This window comes from Labilithrix luteola, from assembly GCF_001263205.1.
In the GTDB taxonomy this organism is placed as follows: domain Bacteria; phylum Myxococcota_A; class Polyangia; order Polyangiales; family Polyangiaceae; genus Labilithrix; species Labilithrix luteola.
On sequence record NZ_CP012333.1, the window covers coordinates 11,724,870 to 11,748,410 of the forward strand.

23 protein-coding genes are annotated in these 23,541 nt (G+C 65.0%); 6 read left to right on the forward strand and 17 right to left on the reverse strand.

What is annotated here, in order from left to right:
• Nucleotides 1–31: 31 nt before the first annotated feature.
• From AKJ09_RS50545 to AKJ09_RS54005, 4 genes are all read right to left on the reverse strand, one after another.
• Entirely contained in the window at nucleotides 32–1,201 is a 1,170-nt protein-coding gene (locus AKJ09_RS50545) for a ferritin-like domain-containing protein (protein WP_146655044.1), read from the reverse strand.
• A gap of 197 nt (nucleotides 1,202–1,398) precedes the next feature.
• Nucleotides 1,399–1,755, reverse strand: coding sequence for a hypothetical protein (locus AKJ09_RS50550; protein WP_146655045.1), 357 nt, complete (start codon nucleotides 1,753–1,755; stop codon nucleotides 1,399–1,401).
• A gap of 64 nt (nucleotides 1,756–1,819) precedes the next feature.
• The gene (locus AKJ09_RS54000; protein WP_169928657.1) at nucleotides 1,820–2,728 is read right to left on the reverse strand and encodes a hypothetical protein; all 909 of its coding nucleotides are present in this window, start codon (nucleotides 2,726–2,728) and stop codon (nucleotides 1,820–1,822) included.
• Nucleotides 2,729–2,794: 66 nt separating this feature from the next.
• Complete coding sequence (locus AKJ09_RS54005) at nucleotides 2,795–3,697, reverse strand: hypothetical protein (RefSeq protein WP_169928658.1); 903 nt, start codon at nucleotides 3,695–3,697, stop codon at nucleotides 2,795–2,797.
• A gap of 360 nt (nucleotides 3,698–4,057) precedes the next feature.
• On the opposite strand from AKJ09_RS54005, the gene AKJ09_RS54010 reads away from it, so the two are divergent.
• Nucleotides 4,058–5,080 carry a trypsin-like serine protease gene (locus tag AKJ09_RS54010; protein WP_169928659.1) on the forward strand — a complete coding sequence of 341 codons (1,023 nt, stop codon included), beginning with the start codon at nucleotides 4,058–4,060 and terminating at the stop codon, nucleotides 5,078–5,080.
• A 72-nt stretch (nucleotides 5,081–5,152) separates the two neighbouring features.
• On the opposite strand, the gene AKJ09_RS50565 is transcribed toward AKJ09_RS54010, so the two are convergent.
• The 4 genes from AKJ09_RS50565 to AKJ09_RS50575 all read right to left on the reverse strand — a co-directional run bounded on the left by AKJ09_RS50565 (nucleotide 5,153) and on the right by AKJ09_RS50575 (nucleotide 8,654).
• On the reverse strand, nucleotides 5,153–5,482 hold the full coding sequence (locus tag AKJ09_RS50565) for a carboxy terminal-processing peptidase (protein WP_146655048.1): 330 nt from the start codon (nucleotides 5,480–5,482) through the stop codon (nucleotides 5,153–5,155).
• Nucleotides 5,479–7,365, reverse strand: coding sequence for a S41 family peptidase (locus AKJ09_RS50570; protein WP_146655049.1), 1,887 nt, complete (start codon nucleotides 7,363–7,365; stop codon nucleotides 5,479–5,481). Before AKJ09_RS50570 ends, AKJ09_RS50565 begins: the two co-directional genes overlap by 4 nt.
• Nucleotides 7,366–7,803: 438 nt before the next feature.
• Nucleotides 7,804–7,944, reverse strand: a complete 141-nt coding sequence (locus tag AKJ09_RS54015; protein ID WP_169928660.1) for a hypothetical protein — start codon at nucleotides 7,942–7,944, stop codon at nucleotides 7,804–7,806.
• Nucleotides 7,945–8,027: 83 nt separating this feature from the next.
• Nucleotides 8,028–8,654 carry a hypothetical protein gene (locus tag AKJ09_RS50575; protein ID WP_146655050.1) on the reverse strand — a complete coding sequence of 209 codons (627 nt, stop codon included), beginning with the start codon at nucleotides 8,652–8,654 and terminating at the stop codon, nucleotides 8,028–8,030.
• A gap of 64 nt (nucleotides 8,655–8,718) precedes the next feature.
• Here AKJ09_RS50575 and AKJ09_RS50580 point away from each other — a divergent pair, with 64 nt between their 5' ends.
• Nucleotides 8,719–9,258 carry a GNAT family N-acetyltransferase gene (locus tag AKJ09_RS50580; RefSeq protein ID WP_146655051.1) on the forward strand — a complete coding sequence of 180 codons (540 nt, stop codon included), beginning with the start codon at nucleotides 8,719–8,721 and terminating at the stop codon, nucleotides 9,256–9,258.
• Nucleotides 9,259–9,360: 102 nt separating this feature from the next.
• Here AKJ09_RS50580 and purD read toward each other — a convergent pair whose 3' ends face one another.
• Nucleotides 9,361–10,650 (reverse strand): phosphoribosylamine--glycine ligase, encoded by a 1,290-nt coding sequence (gene purD / locus AKJ09_RS50585; protein ID WP_146655052.1) that lies wholly within the window; start codon nucleotides 10,648–10,650, stop codon nucleotides 9,361–9,363.
• Nucleotides 10,651–11,225: 575 nt separating this feature from the next.
• Here purD and AKJ09_RS50590 point away from each other — a divergent pair.
• Nucleotides 11,226–12,329: an RCC1 domain-containing protein gene (locus AKJ09_RS50590; protein ID WP_169928661.1), complete on the forward strand. Its 1,104-nt coding sequence runs from the start codon at nucleotides 11,226–11,228 to the stop codon at nucleotides 12,327–12,329.
• 51 nt (nucleotides 12,330–12,380) lie between these two features.
• Complete coding sequence (locus AKJ09_RS50595) at nucleotides 12,381–13,301, forward strand: Vgb family protein (protein ID WP_146655054.1); 921 nt, start codon at nucleotides 12,381–12,383, stop codon at nucleotides 13,299–13,301.
• A 10-nt stretch (nucleotides 13,302–13,311) separates the two neighbouring features.
• Here the strand turns inward: AKJ09_RS50595 and AKJ09_RS50600 are convergent, their stop codons facing one another.
• From AKJ09_RS50600 to AKJ09_RS50630, 7 genes are all read right to left on the reverse strand, one after another.
• A complete protein-coding gene (locus tag AKJ09_RS50600) occupies nucleotides 13,312–13,965 on the reverse strand; it encodes a glutathione S-transferase family protein (RefSeq protein ID WP_146655055.1) in 654 nt (217 codons plus the stop codon).
• 103 nt (nucleotides 13,966–14,068) lie between these two features.
• On the reverse strand, nucleotides 14,069–14,428 hold the full coding sequence (locus AKJ09_RS50605) for a rhodanese-like domain-containing protein (protein WP_146655056.1): 360 nt from the start codon (nucleotides 14,426–14,428) through the stop codon (nucleotides 14,069–14,071).
• A 10-nt stretch (nucleotides 14,429–14,438) separates the two neighbouring features.
• Nucleotides 14,439–15,326, reverse strand: a complete 888-nt coding sequence (locus tag AKJ09_RS50610; RefSeq protein WP_205634005.1) for an MBL fold metallo-hydrolase — start codon at nucleotides 15,324–15,326, stop codon at nucleotides 14,439–14,441.
• Nucleotides 15,327–15,529: 203 nt separating this feature from the next.
• Nucleotides 15,530–15,901: a nuclear transport factor 2 family protein gene (locus AKJ09_RS50615; protein ID WP_146655058.1), complete on the reverse strand. Its 372-nt coding sequence runs from the start codon at nucleotides 15,899–15,901 to the stop codon at nucleotides 15,530–15,532.
• 420 nt (nucleotides 15,902–16,321) lie between these two features.
• Nucleotides 16,322–17,359, reverse strand: coding sequence for a WD40 repeat domain-containing protein (locus AKJ09_RS50620; RefSeq protein ID WP_146655059.1), 1,038 nt, complete (start codon nucleotides 17,357–17,359; stop codon nucleotides 16,322–16,324).
• On the reverse strand, nucleotides 17,347–18,684 hold the full coding sequence (locus AKJ09_RS50625; protein WP_146655060.1) for a CobW family GTP-binding protein: 1,338 nt from the start codon (nucleotides 18,682–18,684) through the stop codon (nucleotides 17,347–17,349). The genes AKJ09_RS50620 and AKJ09_RS50625 overlap by 13 nt, the downstream gene beginning before the upstream one ends.
• 83 nt (nucleotides 18,685–18,767) lie before the next feature.
• Nucleotides 18,768–19,388, reverse strand: a complete 621-nt coding sequence (locus tag AKJ09_RS50630; protein WP_146655061.1) for a hypothetical protein — start codon at nucleotides 19,386–19,388, stop codon at nucleotides 18,768–18,770.
• Between the two features lie 344 nt (nucleotides 19,389–19,732).
• On the opposite strand from AKJ09_RS50630, the gene AKJ09_RS50635 reads away from it, so the two are divergent.
• Together AKJ09_RS50635 and AKJ09_RS50640 are read left to right on the forward strand one after the other, a co-directional pair.
• Complete coding sequence (locus AKJ09_RS50635; protein ID WP_146655062.1) at nucleotides 19,733–20,491, forward strand: oxygen-binding di-iron domain-containing protein; 759 nt, start codon at nucleotides 19,733–19,735, stop codon at nucleotides 20,489–20,491.
• A 63-nt stretch (nucleotides 20,492–20,554) separates the two neighbouring features.
• Nucleotides 20,555–22,564: an EAL domain-containing protein gene (locus tag AKJ09_RS50640; RefSeq protein WP_146655063.1), complete on the forward strand. Its 2,010-nt coding sequence runs from the start codon at nucleotides 20,555–20,557 to the stop codon at nucleotides 22,562–22,564.
• 221 nt (nucleotides 22,565–22,785) lie between these two features.
• On the opposite strand, the gene AKJ09_RS50645 is transcribed toward AKJ09_RS50640, so the two are convergent.
• Entirely contained in the window at nucleotides 22,786–23,430 is a 645-nt protein-coding gene (locus AKJ09_RS50645) for a hypothetical protein (RefSeq protein WP_146655064.1), read from the reverse strand.
• Nucleotides 23,431–23,541: the final 111 nt, after the last annotated feature.

Genomic DNA, 23,541 nt, shown 5'->3' on the forward strand with positions numbered 1-23,541 from the left:
TTCCCCTCACACACGCTCGACCGAGGGGAGCTCAGGTCGAAGCGCGCAGTTCCAGACCGTGAGCGTTTCGTTCGAAGGCTGACGGCGCGAGAAGCGCACGCGCGCACGGACGCACGATTTCGTCGAGGGCGCGCGCGGCGGCGGCATCGAGTTGGGCGGAGTCGAGCCGGCCGTGCGCAGTGAGGTCTCCCGCAAAGATCACCGGAGGAGCGGACGGCGATGACGCTCGGAATGCCTCGGCCACCGCCTCGCAAACCGCGTGTCCGCCGGCGCGAACGGCCCAAGCCACGAAATGCCAGGCAAGCTCGGCATGACGGGCTTCATCTTCGGCAATCGTCGCGAGCGCCGCGCGCACGGCCGGATCGACCGCCGAGGCGAGTTGCTCAGCGGCGATGGCTGCGGCGAGCGTCTCCCCGATGCAGCCCTCCGTCACCGCACGGGCAGCGACGGACGCGAGGTCCGAGCTCACCTCGACGTTTCCGTCGAACGGAAAGCGGCCTGGCGCAACGGGCTCACCCGCGTAGGCGCTCGCCAGCGTGAAGCAGAGCCGAGCGTGGCGCATCTCGTCGAGCCCAGCACGATGCGCGTCTTCGACCAGGTCGGCGGGCGCCCCCACCGCGAGAAGCTCCATCGCGAATCGCGCGAACGATGCGACCGAGGCGTGTTCGTAGAGCGCGTCGCGCGTCCACTGCGCGGCGAGCGCCGCGCGGGCCGCCGGATCGAGCGAGTCCACGCATGGCGATAGACCGTCAGCGCGATAGGACTTCGTGAAGGCTCCACCGCGCACTGCGCGGGCAGTGACTGCCGTGCGAGCGAAAGTATCGACGATGTACGGGCGTCCTTCGCAGATCGTCGTATAGACGACCGTGTAACAGCACCCGCCGTCTTTCACGGTCGCCTCGGTCTTCACGTCATCGACGTATGATATTTGGCTCCTCGCGTCCTCGCGCGATGGACACGACGTTCCCGGAGGCAATCCCGAGTCCGGATCGCTCGAATCGCCGGCATCGACGCCGCCCTCTCCCTCCGGCGTCGCGGCGATGCACCACTCGATTTCCCTTGGCCCTCCCTGGCAACCGTCGGTGGACGAATGACTCTCCAAAAGACTGCACGCAGCGACGGGCAGCGGGAGGGACACGGCCAGAAGCGCGAAGATGCGCCGTGTGAGCACCTGACGAAAAGCCTGCGCAGAGGTCATCATGCATCGACGACGCTATCGCCCGAAGCTACGAACGTCGCGGGCTACCGTGGCTCACCGCGCATTTGGGGCCCACAAGGTATTCCTCCTCGGCTTGCGTAGCCGGCCATTCGGCAGCCAACCGTCCGAGTGTCGTATTTTGCTATCGACGTGCGATATCGAGAAGGTGTCGGCGGATCGTCGATGATCAGGGAGCCCGATTACTCTGAAGCGGGAGCCAAGTGAACGCTCCCTAATGCTAGTGCGCCGGACATGCGAACAACATCCTCGAGCTTGTCGGTTTCACGGGGCGGGCCATGGATCAACACCAGGTTCGCAGCTACGTCGTTCGTGGCCTCGAACGCTTCTTCGATTGAGTCCTTATATCGAGAAACCGCTACAACCCTGAATATTGTGCCGCCGTAGTCGAGACCTTGTCTCAGGCGCAGCACAAGACGACCTTGCTGAATACCCTCCACGACAGCATCGAACGGCCCAACGCCGCACGCCGTGCCAAATTCCCACGGATCGGAGACGAGTATCTGAACGAACCGTCCTTGCCGAAGTCGAAGCGTCATCGATGCTCGGTATACCCCGGTCACGAGCCAAGGATCCTACGAAACCAGAATTCTGCTTCACCACTCACCCCGCGAGCAGACGGGCGGCGAGGCCGAGGAGGGCCGCCAGCGCGCTCACGATGGAGAGGACGCGGGCGTCTCGGAGGCCCACCATGGTTCCGCGGAGCCATCGCGTGTGGGAGCCGGCCACGATTCGATCGCGCGTGACGATCGGCAGATCGCGGTAGAGACCGGCCTGCGTGAACGCCGACGGCGCGACCAGCACGGCGCCCTCCGGCAGCCCCTCGACGGCGCTCGAACCAACGGGTTCACCTGACTCGCTCGTGAGCGTGCCAGTGCTTGCAAGCGAGAGCTCTCGCCATGCGTGGAGGCGAGTCACGTACGCGATGGCCTTGCGGGCCCGGATCGCGGCAACCGCGAGTGCGCCGAGCGCGAAGACAACGATGAACGACGGCACATGACGCCTCGAGAACAGACGGCGTGGGCGGATACGGGTGGTGTTGGTCTCGCGGTGGAACGTCACGACGTCCCGCCGAGAACTCTCGCGGACGACGTACCGACTGCCTCCGGTGGGGCTCGACCACACGGTGAGGTCCGTCGGATCCGACCGCGATCCGAGCGCCTTCCCCAGAGCGACTTCGCGGCAGGCGCAACTCTGGGAGTCGTCATCAGGCGTGCAGTCGCTTGGAACGACGCGGAAGTCGACGTGCACCACCGACCCGAGCCTCAGTGGATCGGGGATGGTGTCGAAATCGATGCGAAACGACGGATCGTCCGAGAGCTCGACGAGGTGATCAAAGCCCGAAGCACTTCGAGCGCTCGGCAACTCCACTTCGAAGCTCGACGGGCAACGAAGGACCGTATCATGCGCGGCATCGCGCAAGACGAAGACGCCGATCGAGACGACCGCCGCGATGGCGAGTCCGATCGCAAGCCACGTCGCGCGCCATGTCCCCCGAAGGCCGTCGACCATGCACCATCGTACAATGGCTCGTGGCCACACGCCGCTGAAAGCTCCTCGTGGCGAAGATCGCGTGCGCTACCGATCTTCCGGTGCGTGGGCTTCGAAGGCGGCGCGTTCGCTGGCCGCTTGCTGGTCGATTCGCGCAACCACGCTCGACGTAACCTTCGCGAGCGAAGGGTCCACTGGAGCGTTTCGAAGACGATCGGCCAGGCCTACGAGGATTCCGTTCCACGCCAGCGGTTCGCGATTCTGCGGGTCCCGCGCATCTGGAGGGACGGGATGCCCAGCGTTCGCAGCGACGCGCGTGAGATAGGCGAGCCAGGTGCCGGTGGGAATCGGAAGCGCGGCGTCGTCGGAGAGCTGCGGTGCGGAGATACCGAAGACCGCCGAGAAGGGACCTCGGACGGCATAGACCTTGAGGTGCTTCGGCAATCCTCGAGCGCTCTCGACACGCTCGAGCACGTTGAGGATGGCGATGGCATGCGCGTCCGCTTCGAAAGGCCCTCGATAGGCGAGAAGCGCTTGCAGCGCAGCCGCACTCTGGAGATCGGGGGCGGCGGCTTCTTTGTTCGCCCGCTGCCCCTCGGCAGGAAACGATTCGGAGACCTGTTTGACGACGTCTGCCGCCCTGCGAGCGTGAAGCGTCTCGCGCGAGGTGTCGGCGATCCTCGAGAGCATGATGGCGAGCCCCGGGACATTCTCGGTGGCGGCCGTCACACTGACGCGCTCCGTGAGGCGTTTGACGGTGCCTGCGTCGACCGCGCGCAACTGCGCATATCCCGTGTCCGAGGAATCACCGATCGCTCGAAGGACCTCGTCGCAACGACGACGCGTGCTCGCTTCGCCGGCGGCGCCTCGATCGCCGAGAGCATCACTAACGAGGCCGTCCAACCAGCAACTGGCGGCCTGAAGGACGAGCGCGTGGGCTTGTCCGGTGGCGGCCTCTTGCGATGCCCTATCGCCTGCTTGCGACGGCATGGAAGCCGACGTCGTGCTGGTCTTGGACGCCCCGCCACCGCACGCCGCGATCAGCATGCTCGCCCCAATGACGGCTCGAAAAGCCGTCCCCCACTCTCTGGACATCATTCTCGCCTCGCTAGTCACCCAGCATCAGCAATCAACGTGCCGAGCCGGTCGTTAACGCAGGCCGAGTCGCTGGATACGATCTTCGAACGACGCCTTTGGGCCGCTGTGCATCCCGACGCATTCCGCCCACGCCAAAGACGCCCGGGTGCGAATCGAGCGTCGAGACCTCGAACTTGGCGCCGGTTGGCCGACGAACCGTCGTTAGCGATTTTGTACCTTGACGAAGTGTTGCAATGTGCCACAACGACCCACATGCGTCCGGTCATTCTTCCCGCTCTCGCCGCCATGTCGCTCCTTGCCTGCACCGCGGCATCGAACGATGACGCGACGTCGAGCGAGAGCGCGATTCAGGGCGGTACCCTTTGGGGCGGTGACTACGCCGTCGGGATGATTGGCTTCCAGTCCGGTGGCGTGTGTACCGGAACCCTCATCGCGCCCGACGTCGTGCTCACAGCCGGCCACTGCGTTCAGGGTTACGAAGGACAGATGACGGGCTTCTATGTCGGAGCCGGCGCGCCGATCGTCGCGACCGCAGACGATCCGAATCCGAAGCAGATTCCCGCGAACCTCACCCGCTACGAAATCGACAGGGTTGCTCTTTACCCGGGCTTCGACGCCTCCGAACTTCGGAGCGGTCACGTTTCGACCGAGCACCCAGACCTCGGCTTGATCCATCTAGCAACCCCTGTGAGGGGAATTCCGCCTCGTCGGGTCGTCGACCCCACGACGGAAGGCGACGCTGTTTCGAGTCAGCTCGTCGTTGGGCCCTCGACGAACGGCTCGGAGCGTTTGCGCTGCGATGCCATCGGCTACGGCAGGCACGACGAGCATGGTGTGACGACGGTCAAGGCGAAGCGTGATGCCGTCGTCTCGCTCGTTGCCGTGACCCCGTCCGCGATCTCGGCCTCGCCGGCTTCCGGCTCGAGCGCGCCGGGAGTTGGGGACGAAGGAGACTCCGGCGGTCCGCTCCTCTGCATCTTCCGGGGTCTCGGCACCGATGACCCCACGCGAATCGTCGGTACGGCTTCGTATTCGCTCGATGGTACTGGCGCCTCGCACGCCGTCCTCCAGTACGTGCGCCTCGAGCCTTATGCGGCGTGGATCCAAGACGCGCTCAAGACGTTCCCAGCAGAGGAGCGGTGCGCCATCGGCAGCACGGGCATGAGCTGGCGTTGCGAGGGCCAGGCGCTGGAGTACTGCGACGGTACCCGCTGGCGCACGGCGATGACGTGCGCCGCGGGCCAGACGTGCGACGCAGCTTCGAGCTGTCGCTGACCAGCGAAGGTCCGCGTGAGACGGGCGGCCGTCGATCGTGGCAGGCGGACAGACGTTGGGCAGGGACGCCGATTACGGCGTCTTCTTCATGTCGGCGAGGATGTGGGTCGTTTCGTCGACCCAGAGATCGCTCGCGAGGGTGTCCTTCCACTTGTCGAGCTGCCGCTGCATGCGCGGATCCGACGAGGTCTGCGGGTTGAGCGCAATGACCTCCATGAGCGGCTTCTTTTCCTGCTTCTTCGGGTCGAGCGCCTCGAGGTCGGCCTTCGCCTGCTTGTGCTCCGCTTGCCACGCCGTGCGCTCGAGAGGCTTCAGCGTCTTGTCCTTGCGCGCCTCCACCAGCTTCGCCAATCGCGAGACGGTCATGAGGTCGGGGTTGGCGCTCGTGCGCTTGGCGCTCATGGACGCGAGGTCGGGCACCTTCCACGCGTGCGGCACCGTCGTGAAGGGGCCGCCTTGATGGTCGACCACGGAATGGCGTGCGGGAGCGTGCGCTCGAAAGAGTCGATGAACGACGTCGGATCGGGGAGAAGGATGTCGGGCACCACGCCCTTCAGCTGCGTCGAGCCTCCGCTCACGCGGAAGTACTCCTCGATCGTCACCTTGTAGAGACCGAGCGGGTCGCCGCCCTTCGCCTGCGCCTCCCGATCGAGATCGACCACCGCCTGCACGGTTCCCTTGCCGTGGGTGCTGCTGGTCCCGACGACGACGGCGCGCTCGTAGTCTTGAAGCGCACCCGCGACGATCTCCGCGGCCGAGGCACAGAACCGGTCCACCAGGACGACGACGTTTCCGTTGAACGCGACCGACGGGTCCGTGTCACGGAGGACTTGCACCTTTCCGTCGCCATTCTTCGTCTGAACGATCGGGCCCTCTTTGACGAAGAGCCCCGCGATGTCCCGTGCGTGACCGAGGAGCCCGCCGCCGTCGCCACGGAGGTCGAAGACGAGCGACGTCACGCCCTTCTTCGTCATCTGGTTCAGGATCGCGCGCATGTCGTCCGTGGCGTTGCGTTCGCCCGGTTTCCTCGACTCGCCGTAGAAGCCTGGAAGATGCACATACCCGACTTCGCCGCCGCCCTTCGTCTTCAGGATGGCGCCGCGTGCGTAGGTCTCCTCGATACGGACGACGTCGCGCGTGATCGAGATCGTCTTCACCGAGCCGTCGGATTTTTTGACCGTGAGAATGACGACGGTGCCCTTCGGCCCGCGGATCATGCTCACGACCTTTCCGATCGGCATGTCCATGACGTCGACGGGCTCCTTGCCCTCCTGGGTCACGGCCATGATGAGGTCACCGACTTCGAGCTTCCCCTGCTGCCACGCCGCGCCGCCAGGCACGAGGTCGTTGACAAGGATGTAGTGCTCTTGCTCACGCAGCGTGGCGCCGATGCCCTCGAGGCGGCCGGTGAGCGCGATGTCGAGCTCGGCTTCCTCCGCCGGCGGCAGATAGTTCGTGTGCGGATCGAACGCGCCGTTGACGGCGTTGAGGAACGTCTCGGCTGACTGGAGCTTGTCGACGGTGGCGAGTCGCGTGAACTGCGTCGCGAATCGGGTGGCGAGCTCCTTCTGAACCTTGTCGCGGCGCCCCTCGAACGTGGTGGGGATCTCGCCGAGCGCCTTCTCGGCAGCGGCGTCGCGCTTGGCGTCGTCGGGATCGGCGGCCTTTTCCTTCGCCTTCGGCTGAGCCCGCTTCTCGAGGATGTCTTCGAGCTCCTGCATCCGCTCGAGGGCTTGCAGCTTGAGCACGCCACGCCAGCGCGTGGTGAGCTCTTCGTCGGTCTTGCAGAACGCACGCTTCTTCGGGTCGGTTTCGATCGACTCGTTCACCGTGAAGTCGAGCGGCTTGGCAAGAATGCCTGCGATGATGTCCCCGACGACGCGGCGCCGGCTGGCGAGGAGCGCGGTGGCTTTGCGTCCGGCGACGAGATCGCCGGCACGAAGCTCGTCATCCATGTCCGTCTCGAAGCGCGCGAGCTTCTGCACGTCGCTCTCGAGCAAGAACACTTTGCCGGTGTCGAGCCCGTCGATCATGCGCTGGAACGCCTCCTTCGAGAGGCGATCGTCGATCGGCGTTCCGAGCACGTGCTGCTGGAGCAGCTGCGTGGCGGCACTTGCGAGAACGGGCTCGCGAGCGTCGCGCGGCGCCTCGGGAAGTGCGACATCGACGGGCCGCCCGCCGTCTCGGTTGGAGGAGGCGGCGACAGGGGACGTACTCCCTGCATCGGTGGCCTGCGGCGAATGACAAGAAACGAGCAGCGCGAGGAAGATGAAGGAGCGACGCACGCGCGCAATCTAGCACGTCGATGACGAACGCCAGCTACGAGGACTGCTGCGGGCCCATGGACGAGCCACGGGCGCCTAGCGATTGCAGTGCAAACGGATGACCTGGCATCGCTGCTGCAAGCCTCTCGACGAGCGTTCGTCGAGCGCAGACATGCTACGCTCTGCGTATGGTCGCGTCTCGGCTAGGCAGCCCGAGCACGGAGGACTACGACCGCGGCGTGAAGCCCGAGCACTATCAGCGCATCGATTCGCTTCGAGAGTACGTGTTCATCGCGCAGAGCGGTCGACCGTATCGAGGTCTATCACCGCTCAGAGAGCGGCGCGTGGGCGTCTAAGGTCGCCGAAGCAGGTGAGACCGTGGAGCTGCCATCGCTCGGTCTCTCGTTCCCGGTCGACGAGCTCTATCGAGCTGCCGGACTCTGACGGTTCGAGGCTCCGTCACTTCGACGCGCGCGTGGCTACATCGAGCGCTGCGAACACGGAATCCATGCCGGTCAAGTACGTGCCTCTCGCGTAGCACGCATAGAAGTCGTCGAGGTACGTGGCCGAGCCTTCGGGTGTCGTGCAGGCTCTAGGCATGTGAGCGTCCAATGGAGCGCTCCGAACGCGATCGAGCTCGATCTCTCCGTGCTCTGGGCACGCTGACCAGAGGCGGCTCGACGTCAGAACACGCCGCCGAAGGTGACGCGCGGGCTGCCGCGGCCCGTCGAGACGCCGAGGCTCAGCGAACGCTTCTCGGGCAAGGCGAAGGTGGCGTCGGCGCGGATCTGCGTTTGGTTCTTCGGAACGCCGAGCACGGCGTTGGGCACATAGAGCTGACTCGCGGACAGCGAGAGGGACACGGTTCGCGAGACGGGCAGCGTGAAGACGAGCGCGCCGCCCACGGCTTGATCGATCGCGCATCCGCTGCGCGAAAAGCCATAAAGTGTGAGTTGCGGCACGAGACGAATCCCAGCGGTTTGCTCGATGCTCGGCCCCGCCGAACGACATTCCGCGAACATCCCGCCGAGCACCGGCGCTTGCGCGTAGAGGCCAAGTCGAATCGCGTCGAGGGCGCCCTGATTGACGTCGCCCTGCCCTCCCTGCGCAGCGTCGCCTCCGGCGTGCGGATCGAGCCAGGCGATGTAGGCGGCGGGGACCACGGGAAAGATGGACACCATGCGCGGCGGCCCAGGCGGCCCGGCGACCGGACCGTCCGCAGCCGCAGGCGTGCTCGTCTGGGCATGCGCGGTCGGGGCGATCACGAGCCCCAGCAAGCTCGTCGCCAGTACGAAAACGCGCCGCCCCATGGGAACTTCGTTGCGAGTCGAATCGCCGGCATTCAAGTCGAAGCAGAAGTAGGCTCGACTGCGAATGAACGACGCAACTTCGCCACTCCAGCGAGAGTTCCAGGTCCCGCTCCTCGGACTGACGCTCCTCCTCCGGCCGGTGGAGCAAGCCGACTTCGAGGCGCTCTACGCGTGCGCTTCGGATCCCTTGATCTGGGAGCAACATCCCCAGTCGACGCGGTATCAGCGCGACGTCTTCCAGGGCTTCTTCGACGGTGCGATCGCCTCCAAAGGCGCGCTCGTCGTCATCGAAAGGGCGTCAGGCGACGTGATCGGCAGCTCTCGCTACTACGATTTCGACGAATCACGTAGCCAGGTGACGATTGGCTACACGTTCCTCGCCCGGCGCTTCTGGGGCGGCGCCGTGAATCGCGAAATGAAAGGTCTGATGCTGCGCCACGCCTTTCAGTTCGTCGAGCACGTGCACTTCGAGATCGGCGCAAACAACCGGCGCTCACGGCGCGCGATCGAGAAGCTCGGCGCTACACTCGTGGACGAGCAGACACTCGACGGGAACGCGCACGTCGTCTACCGCATCGACAAGAGCAGCTACGCACCGGCGTGACGGCCCCCGCCCTGCAACGCCCCGCAATGAACCTCGTCAGAGAGGAAGACCCCACCGGTACGGCGGATTCCCTAGGACTCCGTCCGGGAGGCAGGCCCCAAGTCAACCGTTGGCCCCGGCTGCGATGTCGCGTCGATAGTGTGCGCCTTCGAACTGGATCTTGGCGACGGCAGCGTAGGCACGCTGCACGGCGTCCGCCAAGGCACCGGCCCTGGCCGTCACACCGAGGATGCGTCCCCCGCTCGTGACTACGCCACCTTCCGCGCTCCGCGTGCCGGAGTAGAAGACCTTCACGTCCGGCATCGAAGCGGCCGCTTCCAGCCCGTGGATGGTTTTCCCGTCCTGGTAGGTTCCGGGATATCCCGCCGAGGCCATGACCACGCACACGACGACATCGTCGCTCCAGCGCAGGTCAATTCCGGACAGACGTCCTTCGATGCTCGCGCAGAGCACCTCGACGAGGTCCGACTCGAGGCGAGGCAGGTATACTTGGGCTTCGGGATCCCCGAAGCGCGCGTTGAACTCGATGACCTTCGGGCCGTCTTGGGTGAGCACCAGGCCGGGGTAGATCAGGCCGCAGAACGCGATACCGTCGGCTGCGCAGCCGCGCATCCAGCGATCGAAGACATCCTGTTGGATCGACGAAAGCGCGCGCGCGTCGAGGAGAGGCGCCGGACTGTACGCCCCCATTCCGCCGGTATTGGGCCCCTCGTTACCGTCAAAAACTCGCTTGTGATCCTGCGATGTCGGGAACACTTTGAGCGTGGTTCCATCGCAGAAAGCGTGCATGGAGATCTCGGGACCTTCGAGCAGCTCTTGAATGACGATGCGCTCGCCCGCCCGGCCGAAGGCCCGATCTTCGAGGATGTGCCCAATGGCATGCTTCGCTTCGGACTCGCTTCGACACAGGAGTACGCCTTTGCCGAGGGCCAAGCCGTCGGCCTTGATGGCACACGACCATCGGAGGTGCTCTGCGAAGGCGATGGCATCCTCGGGCGTTGAGAATGCCGCAGCCTCGGGGCTCGGAATTCCGTGACGCTGCATGAAGTCCTGCGCGAACGCCTTTGACGACTCGAACTGCGCTGCCCGCTGCGTCGGTCCCCACACGGGAAGGCCCGCTCCCTGAAGCTTGTCCACGAGGCCCAGCGCGAGCGGGTCGTCGGGTCCCACAACGGTGAGATCCGGCCTCTCGCGCTTCGCGTAGTCGAGCAACGTATCCACATCGGTTGCCTTGATGGGGACACACTGCACGGGCGTGCCATCGCGAAGGGTTTCCATCGCGATGCCAGGATTGCCCGGGGCACAGTGGATGGACGAGGCATGCGGTGACTGGCTGAGTTTCCAAACGAGCGCGTGTTCGCGCCCACCGCCGCCGACTACGAAGATCTTCATCGCTAGGGTGCCTTCCGGCTGGCGAAACTAACCTGCGGCCTGCCCCATTTCCATCGAGGAGTGGAAGCTCAACAAGATGATCGACCTTGCGCCCCATCTTGGTCTCCTGCCTCGCGATCGGGCGAATAAGTTCGGCCTGGTCCTTCGGTACGAATACGACCTTGGCCACCGAAGCAGGAATTCCGTATGCAGTATCCCTGGCGACAGAATGCGTCGTGCAGCCGCATTCCGCCTGATGAGAAATGAGCGTTGGCCTTCACTTTCTTTCATAAGGAAGTCAGCAGGCTCCCTTTCTTGCTGAGGCGAACCAGCATGTCCGTCCCCCATATCAGAGCCGCTCGTGACGCTCATGACGGCCGCCGAGCTTTATGAAGTCCCGGAGACATCCGTGGATGAGCTTCGAAACACAGATCTTCTAGAGCAAATCGATTACGCGGGCATGTGGACCGGCTTGGGGCTCGGACGATCGGCGCTCGTGACGTGTCGCCCTGGTTGGATTCGAGGACTCGTCTCGCGTGATGAATGAATGCGGGAAAGGAATCGCGTCCAGCATGGCCCCATGCAAGATGAGCAAGATGCGTTTGCGCCCTCTCGTCGTCGCGGTCGTGACGGCGGCTATCCCTGTCGTCGCGTGTGGCTCGGGTTCGACTACGGAGAACGCCTTCGTGCCGGCGACCAGCCTTGCCTCGCGTTTGGGTTACACCTGCGCGCAACTGACCGACGCCACGGTCCGCTGCTGGGGAATGGTCCCCGGTCTACGTGAAGCAGACTATCGGTCCAAGCCGACCCCAGTCGCTGGGCTGTACGGCGTTGCCGGCGTTGCCGCGGGTTCGTACCATGCCTGCGCACTGGTGACGGGCGGCACCGTCCGCTGCTGGGGATCGAACGCCTTCGGTCGGCTCGGTGATGGGACGACGACGGATCACAACGACCCGACCCCGGTGCCCGAGCTCTCCGGTGTTGCCGAAATCACCGCAGGTGAGCATCACACCTGTGCGCGCCTGACCGATGGTACCGTCCGCTGCTGGGGCTACAACGGCGACGGCGAGCTCGGCGACGGAACGACCACCAATCGGCCCACCCCAACGCCTGTCCCCGGGCTCTCCGACGTCGCCGAAGTTGCCGCGGGGACCTTCCACACCTGTGCGCGCCTGACCGATGGCACCGTCCGCTGCTGGGGAATGAACAGCGACGGCGAGCTCGGCGACGGATCGACCACCGGTCGGCCCACGCCGGTCGTGGTCTCCGGGCTCTCCGACGTCGCCGAGATCACCGCAGGAGGGAGCTACACCTGCGCGCGCCTGAACGATGGCACCGCCCGCTGCTGGGGAGCCAATCGCGTTGGCGAGCTCGGCGACGGAGGGCTCACCGGTCTCTCGGGCGTGGCCAAGATCGCCGCGGGCGCGAGCCACACCTGCGCGCGTCTGACGGATGGCACCGTGCGCTGTTGGGGATTCAACCTCTCCGGCCAGCTCGGTGACGGAACGACCACGAGTCCGCTCCCCCCGACTCCCGTCCCCGGGTTATCCAACGTCACCGAGCTCAGCGCGGGCCTCGCCCATACCTGCGCACTTCTGGTCGACGGAACCGTCCAGTGCTGGGGAAGCAACCGCTGGGGAGCGCTTGGCGACGGAACGACGACTCAAAGGCTCACCCCTGCCCCGGTCACGTGGTGTTGAAGACGCCTCCTCGCCGATGACGCTCGAACCCCAATCGAAGAAACTACCTTGATGCTGAATCGCAACCCGTCGATCGAGGAAATCTGGATTGCCGACCCCGGGGCCGGCCCGTACGGTCTCACCACCGGTCCCGACGCAGCACTGTGGGTGACGGCGATCCACGCAGGCAGCATCATCCGCCTCGGCGCGACTTCCGGCGAAGAGCGCGAAGTCGTTCACCATCCCTTGAAGTCGAGGACATGTGGTCCTTCGATCATCACGTCGGCTCCGGATAGCGGTCCGGATAGCCCGCTGTGGTTCACCTGCTCTCGCGAGCATCACATCGGCCGGATCACCACGGATGGTGCGATCACGTCATTTCCCACGCCCACGCCGGACAGCGCGCCATTCGGCATCACGGCAGGACCGGACGGTGCTCTTTGGTTTACCGAGATGAAGGCCGACCGTATTGGCCGGATCACTTGTGACGGCGCAATCACGGAGTTTCCGCTCCCGATCAAAGGCGCCTTCCCGTCGATGATCACGCCCGGTCCGGACGGCGCCCTGTGGTTCACGTTGAATCAGGCAAACGCGATCGGTCGAATCGGGCTCGACGGGGAAGTGACCCTTCACGAGTTGCCTACGCCCAATGCCGGGCCGGTCGGCATCACTCTCGGCAGCGACGATACTCTCTGGTTCGTCGAGATCGCCGCGGGTCAGATTGGCCGCCTGACACCGGACGGCAAGATCCAGGAGTTCCCGCTACCCGAACGCACGGCCAAGCCGCACGCGATCGTTGCCGATCCGGCGGGAGGCTGCTGGTTCACCGAGTGGGCCGCCAACCGCATCGGCTACATCGGCGTCACTGGCGAGTTTCAGCATCATGACCTGCCCAGTCCAAGCTCCGAACCTCACGGCATCACCATCGGCCCGGATGGTGCCGTCTGGGCCGCGCTCGAAACCGGCGCGGTCGCGCGCCTCCCTCGTGGGTAGTCCTACGCCATCAGCCGGTCGATGGCTTACCGGCGTTGACTGCCAATTGAGCGTCGAAGGCTCGCTTGTAGGCGGGCCTCGCTTCGCCGCGGGCGACATAGGCGGCCAGGCTTGGGTATTCGTTCAGAATGCCCGATGGTCTAAGCCGGAGCAGCACCGACACCATCATCAGGTCGCCCGCGCTGAATGCACCATCGAGCCAGTCGGCGTCGCCTAGGCGAGCGGAAAGCTGGTTCAACCGATTTCGGATACGCTCCACGACCAGAGGGAGGCGTTCCTTGGCCCAAGGCTTGTCGCCTTCCAGGACCTTGGCCGTTACGAGTTCGAGGATCGGCGGCTCCACCGTGTTGAGCGCAGCAAACATCCATGTGATGGCACGCGCGCGCGCATTGGCCTCGTCCGGCAGCAGGCCCGGATGACGCTCGGCGATGTGGAAGACGATCGACCCCGTCTCGAACAGAGCGAGCTCGCCTTCCTCATAGGTCGGAATCTGGCCGAAAGGATGGAGCGCCAGATGCTCGGGCTCCTTCATCGCCCGGAAGGAAACAAGGCGAACCTCGTAAGGCTGCCCCGCTTCTTCGAGCGCCCAGCGCACGCGCGTATCACGCGCCAGCCCCTTGCCGCCATCGGGCGACCGTTCAAAGGCGGTAATGGTGATGGTCATCGATAGGCTCCTCCTTCGCGGGCATCATCCGCTGCGGAGGCAGACCTTGCAACGCTCACCGAGCGCCGCGCGCCGAGCGCGTGCCGTGGTCGGGAAGGATGCGCTAGCGCGTGGCGCCTTCCACGGGGAGGCGCGCCTCGTTCCACGCGAGCATGCCGCCGAGCATGTTCATCGCGTGCTGGAAGCCCGCGGCAGTGAGCTCGCGAGCCGCCTGCTCCGAGCGTCGACCGGAGCGGCAGATGAGAACGAGCGCTTCGTCCTTGGCCCAGCTCGTCGAGGCCGCGGCCACGGTGGCGAGGGGGACGAGCTCGGCGCCCTCGATGTGCCCGAGCTCTCCGGTGAACTCGCTTGGCTCGCGCACGTCGATGATGCGCGTGGCCTTCTTGTCGGCGAGCACCTGCTCGGGGCGCACGTCGCGGTGACCTGACGGATTCGGGGTGGCTGCTTCGAAAAGGGTGGTCATCGCTCGCTCCTCACGCCGGCGTGCCGTCGTTGTCGGTGATCTGCTTCAGGTTCAGCGGCACACTCAGGTAACGGCGCCCGTTCGCGTGCGGCCTCGGCAAGAGGCCAGCATCGACGTTCACTTGGACGCTCGGGTAAAGGAGCCGCGGCGCAGCCAACGTAGCATCTCGCGCGGTTCGCATCTTCACGAACTCCTCGCGGGTCGTGCTCGCGCGGAGCTGGATGTTCTTCTCCTTCTCGGCGCCGATGGTGGTCTCCGACCGGAGTGGGCGACCGTCGGGCTGATAATCGTGTCCGACGAACACGCGGGTCGCGTCGGGCAGCTCGTAGAGCCGCTCGTGGATCGACGTGTAGAGATCTTCGGCGCTGCCCGCGGGGAAGTCACACCGCCCGGTGCCTGAATCTTCGATGAAGATCGCGTCGCCCGCGAAGATCGCGTCCTCGATCTTGTAGGTCACGCAGGCAGGCGTGTGGCCAGGCGTCGCCATCACCTCGAGCTCCAGCGTACCGGCGACGATCTTCTCACCGTCATCGAAGAGCCGGTCGAACTGGCTTCCGTCGATCGCGAAAGCCGCCGGGAGGTCGAAGACATCGCGGAAGAGCTTCTGCACGTCGCGGATCCGCGCGCCGATGCCGACCTTCGCGCCGAAGCGCTTCTTCAGGTACTGGCTGCCGCTGATGTGGTCGGCATGGGCGTGCGTCTCGAGGATGTAGTGGACGCGGAGGTCATGCTTCCTCAGCAAGGCCTCGAGCGTCTCGAGCGACCGCGTGGACGTCGAGGACGCCAGCGGATCGTAGTCGAGCACGGGGTCGATCACGACCGCGTCACGACTCTTCGGGTCGAACACGATGTACGTCAGGGTGGACGTGGCCGGGTCGAACAGGGTCTCGATCTGCATCCGCGGGCTCATTTCCCGGTAAGAGCCACGCGACACCGATTGGATTCGCGCGGACGCAAAAAAAGCGGTCCAGCCATCCCAAGCCCGACGGTACGACGACGCGGGGGACCTCGGGAGCGCGGGAGATTCGAATAGGGGACCGAGAACATCATCGAAGGGCATCAGTGCTTGGGCCCCGGGCTCCCATGAACGCGCCCCTACCCTTACGGGACAAGGCTCATGTGACCACCGGCGATCTGCCAGCGGCCATTTTCTGAAACCCACACTCTCGTGTAGCGCAGCGTGGCGGTGGTCGGCTTCCCCGCCAATACAGCTGCCGCATCCATCTTGACGCTCGTGACGGCACCTCCCGGGATAGGCCTCACGCGGAACTCCACCGGATCGAGCTTCGTGATCTTCAGTGCGCCCGAGCGGTGTTGTTCCAGGTCCGCAGCCTTTGTCTCCAACGAGCCTGCGAGACCAGTGAACAGTAGGTCGTCCGCAATCAGGTCATCGAGCGCCTCCACATCAGCCGAGAGCTGCGCCTTCCAAAGCCGCTCTTCCATCGCTCGGATCGTCGATTCGATATTAGCCATGTCGCAAAAGTACCACGCAGCGCGGGGACCGAAGAATCCCCCGAAGCAGTTGGTACCCCGAGCCCTGCGCGTGATCGAACGCCGCGCGCCCTCGGCGGAAGTGACGAGACCTCCAACGTTCGCACATCGAGGCGCGCCTTCGGCGCCGCCGAAAAGCGTCGTTGGTCCCAGGTGGCGTGCGAAATGCCGCGCGTCGAACCCCGCTACTTTTCCCAGCGAAAGCGCGCGACCACTGTGCCCACTCACCCGGCTACAACGAAGGCGCCCGACGCCTCCGTTCCCGCCTCCAGCCGTCCCGTCGAGACGATCCTTCGCGAAGCACTCGCCTTCCTCACGTAGGGTGAAGCCGGTCGGCTCCTCATACGGCGTGTACAAATTCTCATCCGGAATGCTCCAATACCCTCCTCGAAGGCCTCGCGATCACGCCACCTCCCACGCGCAGAGCGTTCCGCTCGCGTCCCCCGCCACGAGGGTGTGGTGCTCGGGGTGCCAGGCGAGCCCGGTGATCTCGTCGTCGAGGAACGCGAAGCGCGTAGGCCGTGTTCCCTTGCGCGGTTCCCACAAGAGCACGGACGTGTCCTGGCTGCCGCTCGCCAGGACGCCTTTCCGCGGGCTAAACGCGAGGCAGGTGCACGCACCCTTGTGAGATTCGAGCTGCAGCGGGCGCGTCCCTTCCGGGCCCTTGCCGTGAAAGTCCCAAACGGTCACCGTCGCGTCGCCGGAGGTGGCGAGCAACCTCGAGGCACTGTCCCATGCAAGGGCCTTTGGCTTGAAGGGGTATCCGCTCATCTGGGAGTCCTGGCCGGTGGCGAGTCGCCAGAAGTGGACGGAGCAGTCCTGGCTTCCACACGCAATGACCTTCGCATCCGGGCTCCACGCAACGGAGATGAGCGAGCCCTTCCACGCGAGATGCCGCGCTTTCATGCCTGGCGTGAAAGGCAGGATGTCGACGCCGCCGTAACACGTCGCCGCGAGCGCGTTGCCGTCGGCGCGCCAGGCGAGCCCCGTAATGGTGCTAGCAAGGGCTTCGGTTTCGACGATGGGCTCGCCGTCCGAGGTCCACACGCGAACCTTCTTGCCGGCCGCCGTCGCCAGACGTTCACCGCGCGGCGCCCATGCGACGTGCTCCACCCACGCCGCTCCGCCCGAGGGCAACTCGCGTAGGAGCTTGCCCTGCGTGGTCCAGAGCTTGGCCGCCTCCTCCTGTCCGCAGGTCGCGACCGAATCCCCTGCGGGAGAGAGAGCGACGCCGAGAACGACGCCGGGGTGAGCAACCGTCGAGAAGAGTTCTTTTCCGGACGAGAGGTCGAGCCCGAGGACTCGTCCGTCGCCCAATCCCGCCACGCACAGGCGACCGTCACGCGAGACCGTGAGTGCGGCCACGTAATCGCCCGTCTCCAGCCGAAACCGCGCGCGAAGCTCCGTCTTGGCGACCACTCCTTCGTTCAGGCCAGGCATCGTTCGAATCCCCGGGTGAGCTCTTCGCGATCGAGATTGCGTCCGATGAAGACGAGATCGCTCGCGCGCCGCTCGGTGCCCCACAGTCGATCCTCACGACCGTCGAAGAGCATGTGCACGCCCTGGAAGACGAAGCGTTTGTCGCTTCCCTGGATATCGAGGATTCCCTTCATGCGGAAGATGTCGGTGCCTTTCTCGCGAAGGAGCTTCGAGAGCCATTCATTCAGGCGATCGCCGTCGACGGCTCGCTCGAGGTGAATGCCGACCGAGCTCACCTCTTCGTCGTGCGAGTGGCCTGCGGCAAACTCCTTGCTCGCCACGGCGGCAACTTCGATTTCGCCGCAAAGGAGTTTCAAACCGAACTCCGACGGCAAATGTTGCGTATAGAGCCCGATTCGGCCGGCCTTCGGAACGCGAAGTCGAAAGTGCTTCGCTCCCATGCCGTAGAGAACGAGCGTGCTCGGGGCGGCACGCAAGGACAGCTCACCGCCCGCACGCAAGCTGGCCGCCTCGTGCGCCCACGCTCGAAGGGCGCGCTCCGCGACAGCTTTGTCGTGCGCACGTTCGCCTGCCTCAAGGTCCATGACGACGACATCCATGCTCGGATCCGGTCCTTCGCGGAGGACCACGTCGTAAACACCTTCGTGGAGGTCGAACGTTCCGGCCCACTCGAACGGATATTCCGGCGCGAGGAAGGTCGGTTTCGTGGCGACGGCGCGATCGAGGTCGAAGCCTCCGACGTCGAGGACCGAAGAGATCGGCACGTCAGCGTCCGTTGCGCGAAGCACCCTGGCCATTGCGTTCATCGACCGCACGCGCCTCTCGAGAGCGTCCAGGTCGGCCGGTGAAACGAGATCGGACTTGTTGAGCACGAGCACGTCGGCGAAGGCAATCTGTTCTCGGCACTCGCTCGAGTCTTCGATGTGCAGCCTCACGTGCTTGGCGTCGACAAGCGTGACGATTCCGTCGAGCGTGAAGAGATCGCGCATGTCGTCGTCGACGAAGAACGTCTGCGCAACTGGCCCGGGGTCGGCCATGCCGGTGGTTTCGACGAGAACGTGGTCGAACTTGTCGCGCCGCTTCATCAGGCTCCCGAGGATGCGAATCAGGTCGCCGCGCACGGTGCAACAGATGCACCCATTGTTCATTTCGAAGACCTCTTCGTCCGCGTTGATGACGAGCGCCTGATCGATACCGATCTCGCCGAACTCGTTCTCGATGACGGCGATCCGTTTGCCGTGCTGCTCGGTGAGGATTCGGTTCAGCAAGGTGGTTTTGCCGGAGCCAAGGAAGCCGGTAAGGACGGTGACGGGAATCTTCTTCATGGCGAACCTCTCGAAGAGAGGCAACGCAATATCACATGCAACCGAGTTGCAAAATGAAGATCGAGAAGCCCGGTCGCGACCAACTAGTGCGCGCCGGCGAGAAGCCTTAGGAGAAGCCACGCGCCGAGGGCCACGCCAACACCTCCAGAAACTGCAACCACGGCTCTCTTCACCACGCCTTCTCGCCTCATCGTCCACGCGATCGGGCCTGCCATGACGACCGTGAGGACCACCATCCCGAGCACCGTGCCGAGAGCGACCAAGCAGAGATACCCGGCGGCGAGTGGGCGAGATGCAATCGTCGTCGCGGCGAGCAGGGCGACCCCGGAGGAACCGGCCAACCCGTGGGCGACGCCGATGACGATGGGCCGAGCCACCACGGCGGGCGCGGCGTCCTCCGGCCCCGACGAATCGAAAGACCGCACCAGGTGCCACGCTCCAAAGCCGATGAGCAGGCCCGCCACGAGGATTTCGGCGAGGCGCTCGAACGCTGGCGGCACCTGCAACCGTGCGAGAACGACGAGGAGGCCGAGACCGAGAAAAGCGAGTGTATGCCCGGCTCCCCAGAGCGCAGCGACGCGGGCCGCCCGCCATCGCCCTGGCTCCCGCGAAACCAACGTCGACACCACCACGACATGATCGGCGTCCATCGCATGGCGCACGCCGAGTCCCAAACCGAGGAGCAGCACGGAGAGTCCCGTCATCGATCCCCCGTGGGAGCATCATCGAGCAACACGAGGTGTGGATAGTGCACCGACAGCCTTAATGCAATCAAGTTGCATCAACGTCCCCATCTAAGCTCGCCCCGGCTCGCCCGCAGGCCGAGCCGTCCCAAAGAAACGCGTAGGAGGCGAGATCGTCTTCATCCATTGCGGGCCATCGCCGATGTCATTCGCAACAACGATATCTCATAATAAGGAACGCCAGAGCTTGCGGCGCACGCAGCGTTTGCGTCGGCGCGCGAGCCCTGCAGCAAGACGCGCGCAAAGAGCCGAATTTGCGAGGCGAATCGCGCTGGTTCGCACGTTGCAATGCGACGGGCGCAGTCATGCCGAACACGGTTCTTTTCGATAGCGGAAATCACAAGAACGTCCTTCTCGAGGACTTCTCGACCGGGGGGCTCGCGGTCCAGGCGAACCAGCATCTCATCGTGCATGGATCGTCGGCCATGATCCTCGACCCCGGTGGGCACAAGGTCTACTCGAAGGTGATGTCCGCCACGAAGGGCGTACTCGGGGCGGCGAAGCTCGACATCATCTTCCTCTCGCACCAAGATCCGGACATCGTCGCGGCGGTCAATGGCTGGCTGATGACCACCGACGCCATGGCGTATGTCTCCCAGCTGTGGACGCGCTTCGTCCCGCACTTCGGAGTCGATCGTCTCGTCGAAGACCGCCTGAAGGGCATTCCCGACGAAGGCATGAAGATGCCGCTCGGCGACGGGCACGTGCTGGTGATCCCTGCGCACTTCCTCCACTCGTGCGGCAACTTCCAGGTCTACGATCCGGTCTCGAAGATCCTCTACACCGGCGACCTCGGTGCATCGCTCGAGCAGGACTACACGGAGGTCACCGACTTCGAGGCACACCGCCGCTTCATGGAGGGCTTCCACCGTCGCTACATGGCGGGGAATCGCGCGATGAAGGTCTGGGCGCGGACGGCGCGCAAGCTCGACATCGAAGTCATCTGTCCGCAGCACGGGGCGTATTTCCGGGGCAAGGAGATGGTGAAGCGCTTCATCGATTGGGCAGACGACTTCGCGTGCGGCCCTGATCTCTTGGCCGACGAATACGCAATCCCCTCTTGAACCCACGATTCGCAGTATCTCGTGAATTCACCGCAGTCCATCGCCCGTCTGTATACCCCTGACGTGGCGCCGCTTCTCGGAGCCCTGCAGTCAGCCGTGCGGGCCGAGCTCGGCGCCATCGTCGATCAATTCAATGAATGCCAGATGCGGATCCCGCGGGCGGGGGTCTTGGTATCGTCGATGTCCGACTGGGAGCGCGGACATCTTCAAGAGATGCAAGGGAGGATGCTCCTCTTTTTGACCGCACCGGACATCACCGCCGACAAGCACAGCGACTTCGCGTGGAGTATCGGCCGGAGGCACGCCGCGGTCGGTCTCTCCCAGCAGGATCTCGCGCTCAGCAACGAGTTCCTTCTCGACGCCGTGCGCAGCCATGTCGACACGGCGCAGTACACGCGCGCCCTCGCGATCTTCGCGCAGCGCCTCATGCGCGATCTCGCCATTCAGCTCGACGCCTACGAGGACGTGGAGCGACGGCGCCACGAGCTCCTCGGAGACATCACCCGCACGGCGTGGACGACGGGGAGCTACACGGACCTCATCGGCCGCGTGTCCGAGCGCCTCATCCAGCACGACGAGATCGCCGCGGTCTCCTTCGGCCGCCTCGACCGACACGGAGTCTTCCGCTTCGAGTCGATGGTGGGTCGAAAGGCCGACAGCCATCTTCAGGAAGTCGAGCGGCTCGCACGCGGCCAGCTCGTCGAAATGAGCGAGGGCCCCACCGGCAGGGCGTGGCGCAGCGCGCAAGTGGAGCACTGCGTGAACGTCGCGACCGATCCGCGGATGGCACCGTGGCGTGACGCCTTGCTGCGCGAAGGGCTTCGCTCCACGGTCGCCATTCCGGTGCGCCCGCCAGGCAGCTCGCAAACGTTGATCGTCGGTCTGGGAAGCTCCAATCTCGGCGGCTTTACCTCCGCACATCAAACGCTCTTCATCGATCACCTGAGGACGCTACTCACGGTCGCCGTCGCGCGCATCGAGCTGCGCGAGGGCCGAACGACGACGGTGCCCTACGCGGTGAGGCAGCACTGGCTCTCGCTGGTCCGCTCGGAGGGCCTCGAGATGCACTACCAGCCGATCTTGGACCTCCACGCGGGAAGGATCACGAAGGTCGAGGCGCTCGCCCGACTCCGCGATGGCGACAGGCTGCTCTCCCCGTGCGACTTCTTCCCGGCGCTCTCGCCCAACAACTTCGTCGAGCTCTACGCACGCGGGCTCGCCCAAGCGCTGCGCCAGAGACGCACTTGGCTCGAACAAGGCATCGACCTCGGGATCTCCCTCAACCTGCCGTCGAGCGCACTTGCCAATCCCCGCTATCTCGAGATCACACAGCAAGCGCTCGCCGAGCACGCGTGCCCGCCACAAGCGCTGACCCTCGAGCTCCTGGAGTCCGAGGAGACCCGGCTCGGCGCGGACATTCTCACCGCGCTCTCGAAATTCAAGAAGCTCGGCGTGGGCCTCGCGGAGGACGATCTCGGCTCCGGCTACAGCAGCCTCGAACGCCTCCGAGAGATGCCGTTCGACATGATCAAGATCGACCGGAGCATCGTGAAACGGGCCGGGAAGGATTCGTCACAAATCCTCCGCTTCATCTACCCGCTGACCAGGCTCGGCAAGTCGCTCGGCAAGTCCGTGGTGGTCGAAGGCATCGAAGACGAGGGCATGCTCGAGGCCGTGAGGATCCTGGGAGCCGACCTCGTCCAGGGGTACGTCGTTGCCAAGCCGATGTCGGGCGCCGAGCTCCGAGACTGGCTGCCAACCTACGTGGCCCCGCCGGCCCCGAATCTCCGCTCGCCGCGAAGCGCGCCAGCGAGGCTCGCGAGGCTGCTGGTTTGGGAGGAGCGGCTCCATCTCCTTCACGACCCGACCTTCGGCGACGAGCCGCTCGGAGCGGAGGCTCCACACTACGAGCCGATGCATTGGCCGGCCCTTCCGTTCGAATCCGTGCCCGCGGTCGTGCAAAACGAGCTCGTCCGCATGGCAGCGCACCATCGCCCCGACAGCGTCGAATACCAAAGCGCCCGCCAACACGTGGTGGACGCCCTCCTGGAAAGCGACCTCACGATTCGCTGACGAGCGCGGGTCGCCCTCGGGCGCTCGGAGCTCGAACCGGACCTTGAGCGTCACCGGCGAACCGTCGAAGCGCGCCGCGGCTCCGGCCAAGCGTCGTGCGACGCACGCGCCGACCGCCGTGTCCGCGTAGGGCGCGGAGAGACGAACTCCCACGCGACCTTCGCTGATCGTCACCTCGGCCATGCCACGCCCTTCGGGACCGGCCCGTCTGCCATCCCATCCTACGTCGTGATGGCCGCCGCGGTGATCTCTTTGGCCGTCCGGAATCTCACGTTGCGGAGCACGACCTTCCGAACCACCTCTCTCACCGATTCCGGAAGATCCTCGAGCATGACCGGATTGTGCGGAGTCGCAATCCGTTCATACGGGCCGCCGCAATAGTCCGAATCGAAGGCGAACAGCCCTCGCTCGGCTACGAGCCTCCATGTATTCGTGAGGTCCGCCGAAAGCTCTTTCGTGCAGTCCGCCGAGGTGCACGCAGGCAGTGCGAGCACGGTGTCGATGGCGGGCTCGAAGGCGTCGATGTTCTGAAGAACGGCGTCCGGAACCAATCCGCCGCCAGCCGTACTCAGAATCCCCACGACCCCTTCGGAGTCGACGGCCAACCAGTCGTACTCCACGCCCTGAATGTCCTTCCGTGTCGGTATTCGAGAACCTAGTCCGAGGAATTCGCTGAACGTTGAAACCCCGTCGACCTGACCACGCCATCGCGTCAGGTCGTCGGCGTCGAGCAGGAGCCTTGCCACGAGTGAGCCGTCGTCCGCCTGGATGAAGAGGAGGCGTCGTCCTAGCTGCTCGCCCACATGAAGCGTCGAGTGGGATTCGGCGAGCGACAGCGCCGGGTAAACGCGGACGCCGTCGAGCATGCCGGAAGCCGGGCCTGCGGGTTCCTCGCACAAAGCACGGTGCAACCCCTCGACGATGGTTGACCTGCGCTCGGCACCAAGCGACCGCCTGTGGCCGTCCATCTCGAGTAC